Genomic DNA, 13,854 nt, shown 5'->3' with positions numbered 1-13,854 from the left:
AGATGCGCGGCTGGCTACCGTTCCGTCGGCGGCCAACACCGGTGCCGGCCGTTCCCGCTTCGCCCTTGCCAGAACTGGTTGTGCATAAGCCTGCGCCGAAGAAAGCCGCTGCCCAGAAGCCTAAAGTACGGCCCATCGTTGTCGTGACGGTGCTGGGGCTGCAGGGCGATGCGCTGACGGAGGTGATCAGGACGGTGATCGCCGAATGCGACCAAGCAGCGACGCGACCTTTGTTCATCACCGATGGAAGCAGCTTCGGGCCGTTCAGGTCCGGCCGGTCGCTGTTCGAGCAAGTCATCGACGTTGCAGTCTGTAGCGCCCGCCGTCCCGAGCTCGACTGGCGCGCCTATGGCGAGATGCAGTACCGCCTGATCGGCAGGAAGTGGAAGCCGGTCACGACGGTCGCCTTTGGCCGCCCACCGGATCCGGCTTTTGTTGAGGCAATGATGCAGGGAGTGCGGGAGAAGCTCTGACCCTCATCGAGGACAGGCGCTGCGGATCACTGAGGCGTTCCGAGCCATCCCCATGACTCTACTACCACGCTCCTGAAGCAGGAACGCCAGCGTGAGCGTCAAGCCAGAGAAGTTGCTTCGAAGGGATCTAGTCGTTCAGGTGTGCAGCCGCAGTGCAATAAAGCTCGTTACCATTCTGGCAGTTCTGTCAGTCCCCACTCCCAAGGGCACGGAGCAAATTTATCTGCTCCCAACAAGATCGTGTGTCTAAGCACCTCCAACGTCGCGGGAGCCACTAATGCGGTGGGATGACGCACCTTAGTCCCGCTGTGTCCACACTCGTACGGGTGCATCCATTTAGGATGTAGCTAGGTTTGATCCGTGATCAACAACTAACTCTTTGATAATAAGGTCTCTCTGGCTGGTCCATCAGTGCTGGCTTCTCCTGGAAAGGGATCTGCGCCGCGGGATCGAGCGTGGCGAGCTGTCGTTGGTATTTCAGCGCCAGTACGCCGTTACGGGTGGCCGGCCCGTCGGCGCCGAGGCGCTGGTACGCTGGAACCACCCCGAACGTGGCCCGATCTCCCCCAAGATGTTCATCCCAGTGGCGGAGGCGACCGGCCTGATCCGCCCGTTGGGCCGCTGGGTCCTTGAGGAGGCGTGCCGCGCCATCCGACGCAGCATCGAGGCAGGCCACGAAATCGGCATCGGCGTGAACCTGTCGGCAGCTCAGCTGCGGCATGGTGATTTCGTCGGGATCCTGCAGTCCGCGTTGAGCGACGCCGGGATCCGCCCGGAGCTGCTGGAGATCGAGATTACGGAAAGCCTGCTGTTCGAACCGTCGAATGACGCGATTGCCGAGATGCTTCGGCAGATCGCAGCCATGGGCGTACGCCTGGGGGTCGACGACTTCGGTACCGGTTACAGCTCGCTGGCCTACCTCAAGCGTTTCCCTGTCCACAAGATCAAGATCGACCAGTCGTTCGTCCGTGACATCGGTCGGGACAAGGACGACGACATGATTGTCGCCGCAATGGTCAGTCTGGCCCACAGCCTGGGCAAGCGTGCCATCGCCGAGGGTGTGGAGACCAACGAGCAGTTGGCCTTCCTGCGTAAGCTCGGCTGCGATGAGGTCCAGGGCTACGTGTTGGCCCGTCCAATGCCGGAAGCTGCCCTGGCCGAGCTGCTGGCGGCGGGCTGAGGAGCCAGACGCCAACCGTTCAGCTGCCTTTACGTGGGGAGCTTACCAACCTACGCAGCGGGGGGCGGTCGGGGCTGATCGGAGCAGGCAAGATGGCGACCCTGGTGGTGGACGTCGGCGGCAACAACGTGAAGTTGCGCTGCGAAGGTTATGCCGAACGGCGCAAATCGCCCAGCGGACCGGACTACCGGCCGCAGCAACTGGTCGACGACGTGCATCGCCTGACGGCGGACTGGGAGTTCACCCGGCTGTCGATCGGCTGCCCGGGTCCGGTAGACCGCGGCAGGGTGACCCGTGAACTCGTCAATCTCGGCCCGGGTTGGCCGGCGTTCGACTTTGACCAAGCGTTCGGCAAGCCGGTGCGCCTCGTCAACGACGCGGTGATGCAGGCGATCGGGTCGTACCGGGGCGGCAAGATGCTGTTCCTGGGCCTGGGCACCGGTCTGGGCAACACGATGATCGTCGACGGAACGGTCATCCCAATGGAGCTCGGGCACCTGCCCTATCGCAAGGGGCGGACCTACGAGGACTATGTGGGCAACCGTGGCCTGGAGGAACGGGGCAAGGCGCGCTGGGAGGAGCATGTCCATACCGTCGTCGGACTGTTCAAGGACGCGTTCAACGTCGAGGACGTGGTGCTTGGTGGGGGCAATGCGCGCAAGCTGAGCAAGCTGCCGGCCGGCGCCAGGATCGGCGACAATGAGAACGCTTTCATAGGCGGCTTCCGCCTTTGGGACGACCAGGCTTGAGCCCGGGCTGGAGCGTGGCCGCGGCGATCGCCTTGGGCGGCTGCAGCTTCGGGATGGCACCGACGACACCCATCGAACAGCAACCGGGCCAGCTCCGGAGCACGGCCGATCAGCCTGCGCGGCGCGCATCGCAGATGATCGGTGCACTCAAGCTGGGGGACGAGCAACTGCTGCAGGCCTGCCTCCAGCGCTACGAATCCGAGTCAACGCCCGGCCAATCGTGGCGTCTGGCGGATCCGAAGCTGGTGGCGATGAAGGCAGTTGCCGATCAGGCCCTCGACCACGATACCCGGGTGGCCAATCCCGACGGCTGGGTCGATCGAGGCGACATGCGCAGTGCGATCGTGCCGGTCGATGGTGACATCGACGAAGCCCGCTGCCTGGTCTGCTCCTACGACATGGACGACGGCGCCGCCGAACCGCTGCGGCTGTTCGGCGTCGAGACAGTCGACAATTGCACCTGACCGATCAGCGGGTGCGGCGACGGCGCGTCCGGGCGTAGGACTGTAGCCGGGTGGTAGGCCACCGAGCGATCTCCGCGAGTTCACTCCCGATCGTTCCAGGGAGGCGCTCGCCCGTTGGCAACATGGCAAGCGCTGCATGAGCCGGATCGATTCCCGGTGCCAGCGACATGAGCCAGGCCAGCAGGATGTCGCGCACCGGATAGTCTTGACTCCCGGCAAACGCAGCACGCAGCAGCCCCTTGGGGTCTGCCTGGTCGATCGGAAGATTCAGCAACGATCACCTCCAGCCAGGACACCCCGCCCGGCGAACCATGAGACCATTCGGATGGCAGGTATCCCGGCTCGCGGGTCTGGGCCTTCCGCTCGGCCTTCCCAGGACGATGTCCCAGTGGCACGGAGCTGAGCGGAGGCTCGCCGCTTACGGTTGCGGGGGCAGCGCCGGCATCGCACCGGCTTCCCTTCGAACCCGGGTCATCCCCGAGCACCATCCGTGGGCATGGTGCTCGTTGTCCCGCGAACTGTCAAAGCCGACCTGCTATGCTCCAGGCAGCCCGGAAGGCAGGAGTGACGTATGGAATTCGGCGGCTCCCTCGTGGTGATCGTGCTTCTGGCGATCGTGATCGCCCTGATCCTATTGGGTGTCAGGTCGGTGTCGCAGGGCGAGGAATGGACGGTCGAGCGCTTCGGGCGCTACACTCGCACCCTCTCGCCCGGGCTGAACCTGATCATCCCGCTCGTCGACAAGATCGGCGCCCGGCTGAACATGATGGAGCAGGTGCTGGACGTCCCGTCGCAGGAGGTGATCACGCGCGACAACGCGATGGTGACGGCGGATGGCGTCGTGTTCTACCAGGTGCTGGATGCCGCGCGGGCCGCCTACGAGGTGTCCGATCTGCGCAATGCCATCCTCAACCTGACGATGACCAACACCCGCACGGTGATGGGTTCGCTCGACCTGGACGACGTCCTCAGCAAGCGTGACGTCATCAATACCCGTCTGCTCGTGGTGGTAGACGAGGCGACCCAGCCCTGGGGGGTGAAGGTGACGCGGATCGAGATCAAGGACATCCGCCCGCCTGCCGACCTGGTCAACAGCATGGCTCGGCAGATGAAGGCGGAGCGGGAGAAGCGGGCAGCGGTGCTGGAAGCAGAGGGGCTGCGGGCAGCCGCGATCCTGCGTGCCGAGGGAATGAAGCAGGCAGCGGTCCTGGAGGCCGAGGGCCGGAGGGATGCCGCGATGCGCGACGCAGAGGCCCGCGAGCGCTTGGCCCAGGCCGAGGCGGAAGCAACCCGGATGCTGTCCGATGCGATCGAGAAAGGCGGCCTCCAGGCCACCAACTACTTCATCGCTCAAAAGTACATCGAGGCGTTCGGGAAGTTCGCGACGTCGCCGAACCAGAAGACCCTGATCCTGCCGATGGAGGCAACCGCCGCCATGGGTTCGCTTGCAGGTATCGCAGAACTCGCCAGGGAAGCGTTCGCGCAGGGAAGGGCGGCACCGACGACTGCGCCGTGGGGGCCACGCCCGCCCGAGGGCGGCTGATATGGCCATCACCATGCAGGCCTGGCACTGGGCGGTCCTCGCGGGTGTGTTGCTGCTCCTGGAGTTGGCCACGCCCGCCTTCTTCTTCGCCTGGCTGGCGCTGGGCGCCGTCGTGACGGCTGCGCTGGTCTGGTTCGCGCCCCAACTGATCTGGCAGGTCCAGGCGCTCGTGTTCGCGCTGACGGCGGCGCTGGCCGTCCTTGCCTGGTTCCGCTTCCGCCCGACGCCGCAGGCAAGCAGCGAGCCCGGGCTCAATCGTCGCGCCGCCTCGCTCGTGGGAACGAAGACGACGCTCGAGCAGGCGGTGCAGAACGGACGGGGGCGCGCGCGCCTGGGCGATTCGACTTGGCCCGTCAGCGGGCCGGACCTGCCTGCAGGAACGGTCGTGGTCGTTGTCGGAGTCGAGGGGACAAGACTGATCGTGGAGCCTGTTCCCTGATGCTCCATCAGCTTTCACTTCAGCCCCAGGCGCGAACTGTATACATACGTCTCCATGAGCGGCGGGACGAACGATCGCATTGCAGGATCCGTCTAAATTACTGAAAAATCACGGAATGTCGCTCGCTCGGCCCGATGATTGATGGAATAAGCGGAATGTCAGTGCCCCGCCCCGGCCAGTTCGAGTTCCTTGTCGGAGGCGGAGCCATGGCCGAGCTTATCCGCACGAAAGCATGGGACGAGACACCGCTGGGCCCAATTGAGACGTGGCCTACGCCGCTGCGGGCGTCACTCGGGATCAGCCTGAACTCCCGGTTTCCCGTCTGCATCTACTGGGGCCAGGAGATGCGTCTGCTCTATAACGACGCCTGGAGTTCCATCCCGGGCGACAAGCACCCGTGGGTGCTGGGGCGGCCCGCGCACGAAGCCTGGGCGGATATCTGGGACGTGATCGGACCGATCTTCAACCGGGTCATGGATACCGGCGTGGCCTTCCATACGGAAGACGGCCTGCTCGCCATGCAGCGCTATGGCTATACCGAAGAATGCTACTTTAATTACAACGTCAGCCCGATCTATGGCGAGGAAGGCATCGTCGGGCTTTTCAACGCGGGCATCGAGACGACCTACCGTGTCCTAGCCGAGCGGCGTGCGGTGCTGCTCCGGCACTTGACGGAACAGACCCAGTCGGCCCGTAGCCTGACGGAGATCTGTGCGTCGGCAGCGGACGCGATCAGGACGAACCCTTCCGACCTGCCTTTCTGTCTGTTCTATCTGATGGACGACAAAGGCCTCGCCAGACTGGCCGCGTCGACCGGCCTCGTGGAGGGCGGCCCGCTCGTTCCCAGGACAATCGAACCCGAGGATCCCACAGCGGTCTGGCCGCTCGCTGCGGCCCGGGACGAGGCAGGGCTGCTGGATCCTTTCGGCAAGCGGCTCCAGCCCAACCCTATCCTGTTGCCCTGGCCCGAGCCCGTCACATCGGCTCTCGTCCTGCCAATACGACATGCGGCGGGCAAAGGCGCTTTGCTCGGCTTCATGGTCGCGGGCATCAGCCCCCGGCGCATTCTCGACGACACTTATCGGGCCTTCCTCGGCAGTATTGCCACGCACATTGCCGGCCGCGCGCTGGCCGTTGAGGCGTTGGATCGGGAGCGCCAGTACCGGGAGATGCTGGAGCGGCGCGTCGAGGAACGCACGCGGGAGCGGGACCGGATCTGGAACGTATCGCTCGACCTGCTGCTCGTCACTGACAGGAGGGGTGTCTTTACCAGTGTGAATCCCGCCTGGCCGAGGCTGCTGGGTTGGACCGAGGAGGAACTGCTAGGCAGAACGGCTGAATGGCTGCTTCATCCGGACGATCGTCAGGCGGCCCGCGACGAGGTCGCGCGCCTGATGGATGGCGGTGAGCCGACTCTCCATTTCGAGTGCCGCCTTCGCCACAAGGATGGGCATTTCCTGTCGTTCACCTGGAGTGCCATTCTCGATCACGACATGATCTATGCCGTTGCCCGTGACATCACTCGCGAGAAGGCGGCGTCGCTGGCCTTGCAGGAGGTGCAGAACCAGCTTCGGCAGTCCCAGAAGATGGAGGCGATCGGGCAACTTACCGGTGGCATCGCCCACGACTTCAACAACCTCCTGCAGGGCATCACAGGCTCGCTGGACCTGGCACAACGGCGGCTGGGACAAGGCCGGACCGAGGGGCTGGACCGGCTCCTGTCGGCCGCCGCGACCTCGGCGGAGCGCGCTGCCGCCCTGACGCACCGCCTGCTGGCTTTTTCCCGACGCCAGCCGCTCGATCCGAAGCCACTCAAGGTCAATCCGCTGCTGCAGTCGATGGAGGCCATGATCCGCCGTACCGCCGGTGAAGCGATCGAGGTTCGGCTGGACCTGTCGCCTGACCTTTGGCGGACGATCTGCGATCCGAACCAGTTGGAAAGCGCCGTCCTGAACCTGGTCCTGAACGCCAAGGACGCCATGAAGGATGGCGGCACGCTGACGGTGCGGACTGCCAACGCGCAACTGGACAACCTTGTTTCCGCAAGCAGCCGCGGGGTCGCTGTGGGCGACTATGTCTGCGTGAGCGTCACCGATACAGGTATCGGGATGACAGCTGAGGTGATGGAGCGGGCCTTCGAGCCGTTCTTTACGACCAAGCCCATGGGTCAGGGTAATGGCCTCGGGCTGCCCATGATCTATGGGTTTGCTCGGCAATCCGAGGGCTATGCCAAGATCCAGAGCGAGGTCGGCAAAGGAACCAGCCTGATGCTCTACCTGCCACGCTATCAAGGCGCGGGCGATGACGATGAAGTCGACACGACGTCCATGTCGGAACCATCCGACGCGGACGACAGCCAAGTCGTGCTGGTGGTGGAAGACGAGGAGATCATCCGGGAGTTAGTCGTCGAACTGCTGGGAGACCTCGGTCTGCGGACCATTCAGTGCAGCGATGCGACACAAGCGCTCGAAGCTCTCCGCTCACCGCGGCGGATCGACCTGCTGGTGACGGATATCGGCCTACCCGGCATGAATGGTCGCCAGCTTGCGGACATGGCGCGCGTGGATCGGCCCGACCTGAAGGTCCTGTTCATGACCGGCTATGCGGAGAACGCCATGGTCGCAGGTGGCTTCCTGCAGCCGGGCATGGCGATGATCACCAAGCCTTTCCCCATGGATGCGTTGACCGCCAAGCTGCAAGAAATTCTCCAGGAAGGCCCAGCCGGGTAGGACGCGGCGAGGAGCGCGGCAGCCGGTGCCACAGGCTTGGGCTTCCTCAAGGGGACAATGGCAGATACGCGGTCTGTGCGAACAACACGCACCGGGCACAAAGTCAGGTTGCCCGCGGCAAGTGGTATTTCGCGGCATTTTCAGCATCGTGGCTTTTCGCGCCTTTCATGAGGTCGAGCCAAGCGTCGCGCTTGGCGCAAAAAAGGGTGCAGGCGCAAGTCGAAGCATCTTGGCGGAGAGAGCACGCTCTTGGGCAACCCTATGCACGTCTGATCAGGCATCCGTGCTGGCCAACGAAACCTGCCGGTCCATTCACATGAGAAGATGCCAAGGCCCTGAATGGGCCGCTGCCACGCTCGCGAATGCGTCAGCGATGGCTGATCATACTTCGGGAAGCACCTAGCTTGAAGCGGAGGCGGAAGACGGCCCCACCATCGATGTGGTTCCGGGCTTCGACCTCCACGTTCATCGCATCGGCAAATCCCTTCACAATCGCCAGCCCTAGCCCACTTCCGCCAGCCCTGTCCCCGCCCTCACCACGGCTGAACGTTTCGAAGAGGCGGTGCTCGGCGCCAACAGGCAGCCCCGGTCCGTCATCCTTGATGGAAAGCAGCACGTGCTGCCGTTCGCGTTCACCTGCGATCGTGATGGCCTTTCCGTTGCCCCCATGTACGGCTGCGTTGGCTAACAAATTGAGCAGGATGTGGTGCAACAGTCTTGGATCCGCATCGACCAAAGGAAGGTTGGTGGGGACCTGGAGGTCGATCCGGTGGCCGTGAAGCAGGTCTCTGAGGTCGTGCGCAGCGCTCGCGACGGCATCGGTCAGGTCGATCGGTTCCAGCGACAGCTCAAGCTCGCCCGCGTCGATGCGCACCATGCCAACGAGGTTGTCGAGAAATCGGCGCAAGCGGGCCATTTCTGCCCGTGCGATCGGCACGGCCTGTTCGTCGGGATGCGCATTGGCGATCGCATCGACCGCGGCAGCGACTGAAGTGAGCGGGGTGCGAAGATCGTGCCCAATCGACGACAGTAGAGCGGCACGGAGGCGATCGCGCTCTTTGAGGACGCTCATCTGCCGGACATCGTCCTCCAGCCGCAGGCGTTCGTGCGCGAGGGCAGCCTGGCCGAGAAGGGTCGCTAGAAGAACTGCACGATCGGCCATGACGGGTTCCCGGCCCTCGGGATTGGACAAGCCGACGACGGCGAGAACGCCCAGGCTGGTGCTGAGGGGGTGGAACTGCCAGTCGGCAGACACCAAGGTTCCCGTGCCGACGCCGCCAGGTTCGCCATTGCCCCAGGCCCATTCGGCAGCCGCAATGTCGATGATGCCGAGGGCGGGAGCGTCTTTTGGACATGCGGCTACCCGCTGGAGCTGGCCTTCTCGCTTGACCAGGAGAATGACGGACAAGCCGAGGAGGCGTGACATCTCCTCGCACACGACACAGCTTGTACCCTCCCAGTCGGAGACGCGGGCCAGCGCCTGGCCAAAGGCTGCGACCGCCGCGTTCTCGTGGGCGCTGCGCGTTCCGAGCGTGGCGCGCGCTTTCAAGCGAGCTGTGAGATTGGCGGTGAACAGGGCGAGGCCGGTCAACACAAAGAAGGTCAGCAGGCTTTGCGGCTCGGTGATCGTGAAGGTGTAGAGCGGACCTAGGAAGAAAAAATTGTAGCCCAGGCCAGCTAGCAGAGCCGTCACCACACCCGGCCCGAAGCCGAAGCGGAAGGAGGAGGCAATAACCGGGAGCAGGAAGAGGAGGTCAATCCCACCGGCGCCGATGAAAGGCTCCGCCAGACGGCCAATCCCGACAGTCAACGCAACAAGAAGAACACTGATTCCATGGTCAGTTCCGCGACCGAGCTGGAGCTTTCGTGTACTCTCTCCTTCGCGTTTGTCTGCCTTTGCACCTGCCGGAATCACATGCACGGCCAAGCCTTCGCTGGTCCGCAACATGGTGTTCACGACCGATCCGTGAAGGAGCTCGAACCACCAGCTGCGGACCGACTTGCCCAGGACGAGCTGGGTCGTCCGCATGCCGGCAATGTGGGTTCGGAGGCCCCCGACGACGCTCTCGGCGGGCACGGCCGCGACCGTGGCGCCCAGCGTCGCCGCCAGTTGCAGCGTATCGGCGACGCGCCGCTTTTCGTTCGCGCCAAAGCTCGCGGCGCGTGGCGTCTCGATGAAGATCACCTGCCAGGGCGCCTTGAGCGCGTCGGCCAGCCGCTTCCCGGCGCGCACAAGCGTGTCTGCGCCTGGCAACTCGTTGACAGCGACCAGCACGCGCTCGCCGGCACCGAAGGTTCCGGGCAGGGCGAACTCGTCGAGGTGGTCGAGCATGGCGCGGTCGACGCTTAGCGCCGCACGCCTGAGCGCCATCTCGCGCAGTGCCGACAGGTTTGCCTTGGAAAAGAAGTGCCCCAGCGCCCGCGAGGCCTCCGTCGGGATGTAGACCTTGCCTTCCTTCAGCCGCTCGATGAGCTCGTCGGGCGGCAGGTCCACGAGTTCGATCTCTGCATCGTCGAAAACCGAGTCCGGCACCGTTTCCCGTACGCGCACGCGCGTGAAGCTGGCGACGACGTCGTTCAGGCTCTCAACGTGCTGGACGTTCAGCGTGGTATAGACATCGATGCCGGCGTCCCGCAGCTCCTGCACATCCTGCCAGCGCTTCGGGTGGCGACTGCCCTCGACGTTGCTGTACGCGAGTTCGTCGACGAGCGCGAGCTTTGGCCGGCGGGCGAGCACGGCGTCGAGGTCCATCTCCTCCAGCCGATGTCCCTGATACTCGATCTCCTTTCGAGGCACGATCTCGAACGGCTCGACCAGGGCCTCGGTCTCGGCGCGCCCGTGCGTCTCGACCACGGCGATAACCGTTTCGACGCCAGCCCTCAGGCGCTCCGCACCTTCTCGAAGCATCTCGAACGTCTTCCCGACGCCTGGAGCCGCGCCAAGAAAAATCTTCAGCCGCCCGCGCCCCTCGCGGCGGGCTGCGCGGAGCAAGGCATCAGGTGACGGGCGTTCATCGCGAGCAGTCATCGCACCGGGTGTAGGTTCGGCCGGCCTCGGGCACCATGCCGAACTGCCCGGCTATATGGAATCTTAACGGCTGGATGCTGCTTTCGCCGTCGATCCTTAACGGCAGAACGCAGTAGCTGACAGGTCCGCCGCCATCGGGCGGTGCTTGTTCGAGGGTCGATCCATGTCCGATGTCATCTGGCTTACCATGCTTGGCACGCTCTTTCTCGCGACGCTCACGTTCGTCCGTCTCTGCGAGAAGGCCTGAGCCATGGGCGTCCATCTGCTGCTCGCGGGCATCACCGCAGCTTGCCTGCTCGTCTACCTCCTAGCCGTCCTCGTGCGGCCCGAGCGCTTCTGAGGAATCCGCCATGACTCCGGAAGGCTGGGCACTGATCGCCGTCTTCGTCGCCATCCTCGGGCTGTGTGCCAAGCCCATGGGTCACTGGCTGTTCACGCTCTATGAAGGACGGCGGACACCGATGCACGTGTTACTCGGGCCCATCGAGCGCGGGTTCTACCGGCTTGCGGGTATCGATCCCGATGAGGACCAGAGCTGGCGGCGCTATGCGCTCAACATGCTGCTCTTCAAGTTGGTGATGCTGGTGTTCACCTACGCGGTGCTTCGGCTCCAGGCCGTGCTGCCGCTCAACGATCGCGGCTTTGGCGCCGTAGGCGCTGACGGCGCATTCAACATCGCCGTCAGCTTCACGACAAATACCAACTGGCAGTGGTACGGCGGCGAGTCGACCCTGTCGAACCTGGCCCAGATGCTGGGCCTTGCGACCCAGAACTTCCTCTCGGGAGCCACGGGCATCGCCATCGCCTTCGCGATGTTTCGCGGCTTCGCACGCCGGCAAGCGAACGGCATCGGCAACTTCTGGGCCGACATCACCCGGATCACGCTCTACCTGCTGCTGCCGATCTGCGTCGTCTACGCCCTGTTCCTGATCGCGAGCGGGGTGCCCCAGACTCTCGTCGGCAGTGTCGATGCGACGACGCTCGAAGGTACGCGCCAGACGATCGCGGTCGGGCCGGTGGCGAGCCAGGAAGCAATCAAGATGCTCGGCACCAACGGCGGCGGCTTCTTCAACGCCAACTCGGCGCACCCGTTCGAGAACCCGACCGCGCTCACCAACATCGTCCAGATGCTGTCGATCTTCCTGATCGGAGTCGGGCTGACATGGACGTTTGGCAAGGCTGTCGGCGACACACGCCAGGGCTGGCCGATCCTGGTCACTATGGCGTTGCTGTTCCTGGCTGGCGTGGCGATCGCTTACGCCGCCGAGGCTGCAGGCAACCCTGTCCTCCATCAGCTGGGGGTCGGAGGGCCAAATCTGGAAGGCAAGGAGACCCGCTTCGGGATCGCCGCGTCGGCGCTATTCGCGGTGGTCACGACCGCCGCGTCCTGTGGCGCAGTGAATGCCATGCATGACAGCTTCACGCCGCTTGGTGGGCTGGTGACATTGTTCAACATCCAGCTGGGCGAGATCATCGTGGGCGGGGTAGGTGCCGGCATCTACGGCTTCCTTCTCTTCGCGGTCCTCGCCGTGTTCGTGGCCGGCCTGATGGTCGGCCGCACGCCGGAGTATGTAGGCAAGAAGATCGAGGCGCGGGAGGTGAAGCTCGCGGTGCTCGCGATCGCGGTCCTCCCGCTCTGCATCCTAGGCGGAACAGCGATCGCGGCGGTGCTGCCTGTCGGGCTGGCCGGGCTAAGGAATGCTGGCCCTCATGGCTTTTCCGAGATCCTCTACGCCTTCACCTCCGCGACCGGAAACAACGGCTCCGCCTTCGCAGGTCTGTCGGTGGGGACGCCCTTCTATAACGGGCTGCTGGGCGCAGCGATGTGGCTCGGGCGGTTCTTCGTGATCGTGCCTGTGCTCGCCATCGCCGGCAGCCTCGCCGCCAAGCAGCATACGCCGGCAGGTCCGGGCTCGATCCCGACCACCGGCCCGCTCTGGGTGGGCCTGCTCATCGGCATGATCCTGATCCTCGGTGGCTTGACCTTCCTGCCGAGCCTCGCGCTAGGACCCGTGGCCGACCATGTCGCGATGATTCGCGGCCAGCTGTTCTGAGGACGTCATTCATGTCCGATGCCAAAAGCATGTTCTCGGCCAAACTGGTCGTTCCTGCGATCGGCGACGCCTTTCGCAAGCTCGATCCGCGCCAGCTCGTCCGCAACCCGGTGATGTTCACCACCGGGGTCGTGGCTTCGCTGCTCATCCTGCTCCTGCTGGTCGGTGACGAGCCGCTATCGGCCAAATTCCAGATCCAGCTTATCGTGTGGCTGTGGCTGACCGTGCTGTTTGGTACGTTTGCCGAGGCGCTCGCGGAGGGGCGTGGGCGCGCGCAGGCAGCCTCGCTGCGCGCCACCAAGTCGGAGCTGAGCGCGAAGCGGCTGATCGGGAGCAGTGAGACCTGGGAAATGGTCGGCGCTGCGCAGCTGGTCCGCGGCGACTTGGTGCTGGTCGAGGCGGGCGACCTTATCCCAGCTGATGGCGAGGTGGTGGACGGCGTTGCCTCCGTGAACGAAGCGGCCATCACTGGCGAGTCCGCGCCCGTGATCCGCGAGGCGGGCGGCGATCGCTCGGCGGTGACAGCTGGCACGCGTGTCATCTCGGACCGGATCAAGGTCCGGGTGACACAGGAGCCAGGCCAGGGCTTCCTCGACCGGATGATCGCGCTGGTGGAGGGCGCCGAGCGGCAGAAGACGCCCAACGAGATCGCGCTCACCATCCTGCTCGTCGGGCTGACGATCATCTTCCTGATTGCGGTGAGCACCATCCCGAGCTTCGCTGCCTATGCGGGGGGCAGCATCCCGATCGCCGTCCTGGCCGCGCTGCTGATCACCCTCATCCCGACGACCATCGCAGCGTTGCTGTCGGCCATCGGCATTGCCGGCATGGACCGGCTGGTACGGTTCAACGTGCTCGCCAAATCGGGGCGAGCGGTGGAGGCGGCGGGCGACGTCGACGTGCTGCTGCTCGACAAGACCGGCACGATCACGATCGGTGATCGTCAAGCGAGCGAGTTTCGCCCGATTGGCAGCGTCGAGGTAACGGCGCTCGCCGAGGCGGCGCTGATCGCCAGCATGGCGGACGAGACGCCGGAGGGCCGCTCCATCGTACTCCTAGCTGTTTAGTCCCGGATTGTGATGGTATGGGTTGGTTTTGAACCGCTGTGGCTCGATGGTCCACTGCTGACAGATGAACTCGTAGGGGCTTTTGCCTTTGAGGGTCTTCAGTCGGCGGGCGCAGTTGTAGGCGAGCA

Annotated in this window: 11 protein-coding genes, 2 pseudogenes and 1 riboswitch; of the genes and pseudogenes, 10 read left to right on the top strand and 3 right to left on the bottom strand. The window is 64.5% G+C overall.

Annotation, left to right across the window (positions count from 1 at the left end; all coding sequences use genetic code 11):
- The 4 genes from VHL31_RS19735 to VHL31_RS19720 form a co-directional block, all read left to right on the top strand.
- Nucleotides 1-473 (top strand): hypothetical protein (locus tag VHL31_RS19735; RefSeq protein ID WP_329662955.1); only part of this gene is annotated, 473 nt, incomplete at its 5' end.
- Between the two features lie 379 nt (nt 474-852).
- Complete coding sequence (locus VHL31_RS19730) at nt 853-1,653, top strand: EAL domain-containing protein (RefSeq protein ID WP_329662954.1); 801 nt, start codon at nt 853-855, stop codon at nt 1,651-1,653.
- 92 nt (nt 1,654-1,745) lie between these two features.
- Nucleotides 1,746-2,402, top strand: a complete 657-nt coding sequence (locus VHL31_RS19725) for a hypothetical protein (protein ID WP_329662953.1) — start codon at nt 1,746-1,748, stop codon at nt 2,400-2,402.
- A 14-nt stretch (nt 2,403-2,416) separates the two neighbouring features.
- Complete coding sequence (locus tag VHL31_RS19720; RefSeq protein ID WP_329662952.1) at nt 2,417-2,866, top strand: hypothetical protein; 450 nt, start codon at nt 2,417-2,419, stop codon at nt 2,864-2,866.
- A gap of 4 nt (nt 2,867-2,870) precedes the next feature.
- On the opposite strand, the gene VHL31_RS19715 is transcribed toward VHL31_RS19720, so the two are convergent.
- The gene (locus VHL31_RS19715) at nt 2,871-3,140 is read right to left on the bottom strand and encodes a hypothetical protein (RefSeq protein ID WP_329662951.1); all 270 of its coding nucleotides are present in this window, start codon (nt 3,138-3,140) and stop codon (nt 2,871-2,873) included.
- A 36-nt stretch (nt 3,141-3,176) separates the two neighbouring features.
- Nucleotides 3,177-3,370: riboswitch (cobalamin riboswitch) on the bottom strand.
- Nucleotides 3,371-3,437: 67 nt separating this feature from the next.
- On the opposite strand from VHL31_RS19715, the gene VHL31_RS19710 reads away from it, so the two are divergent.
- The 3 genes from VHL31_RS19710 to VHL31_RS19700 all read left to right on the top strand — a co-directional run bounded on the left by VHL31_RS19710 (nt 3,438) and on the right by VHL31_RS19700 (nt 7,577).
- The gene (locus VHL31_RS19710) at nt 3,438-4,409 is read left to right on the top strand and encodes an SPFH domain-containing protein (RefSeq protein ID WP_329662950.1); all 972 of its coding nucleotides are present in this window, start codon (nt 3,438-3,440) and stop codon (nt 4,407-4,409) included.
- 1 nt (nt 4,410) lies between these two features.
- Nucleotides 4,411-4,848, top strand: coding sequence for an NfeD family protein (locus tag VHL31_RS19705; protein ID WP_329662949.1), 438 nt, complete (start codon nt 4,411-4,413; stop codon nt 4,846-4,848).
- Nucleotides 4,849-5,054: 206 nt separating this feature from the next.
- Complete coding sequence (locus tag VHL31_RS19700) at nt 5,055-7,577, top strand: response regulator (protein WP_329662948.1); 2,523 nt, start codon at nt 5,055-5,057, stop codon at nt 7,575-7,577.
- Between the two features lie 367 nt (nt 7,578-7,944).
- Here VHL31_RS19700 and VHL31_RS19695 read toward each other — a convergent pair whose 3' ends face one another.
- Entirely contained in the window at nt 7,945-10,605 is a 2,661-nt protein-coding gene (locus VHL31_RS19695; RefSeq protein WP_329662947.1) for a sensor histidine kinase KdpD, read from the bottom strand.
- A 250-nt stretch (nt 10,606-10,855) separates the two neighbouring features.
- Here VHL31_RS19695 and VHL31_RS19690 point away from each other — a divergent pair, with 250 nt between their 5' ends.
- The 3 genes and pseudogenes from VHL31_RS19690 to VHL31_RS19680 form a co-directional block, all read left to right on the top strand.
- Nucleotides 10,856-10,945, top strand: a complete 90-nt coding sequence (locus VHL31_RS19690; RefSeq protein WP_329662946.1) for a potassium-transporting ATPase subunit F — start codon at nt 10,856-10,858, stop codon at nt 10,943-10,945.
- A 10-nt stretch (nt 10,946-10,955) separates the two neighbouring features.
- Nucleotides 10,956-12,659, top strand: coding sequence for a potassium-transporting ATPase subunit KdpA (kdpA, locus tag VHL31_RS19685; protein WP_329662945.1), 1,704 nt, complete (start codon nt 10,956-10,958; stop codon nt 12,657-12,659).
- 11 nt (nt 12,660-12,670) lie between these two features.
- A pseudogene (locus VHL31_RS19680) lies at nt 12,671-13,720 on the top strand (HAD-IC family P-type ATPase); the annotation flags it as partial.
- Here the strand turns inward: VHL31_RS19680 and VHL31_RS19675 are convergent.
- Nucleotides 13,715-13,854 (bottom strand): annotated as a pseudogene (locus tag VHL31_RS19675) (IS481 family transposase); the annotation flags it as partial. The pseudogenes VHL31_RS19680 and VHL31_RS19675 sit on opposite strands and share 6 nt — an antisense overlap.

Origin of the sequence: Geminicoccus sp. (genome assembly GCF_036263595.1) — a bacterium.
GTDB lineage: Bacteria > Pseudomonadota > Alphaproteobacteria > Geminicoccales > Geminicoccaceae > Geminicoccus.
This window is presented reverse-complemented; position numbering and strand designations above follow the sequence as displayed.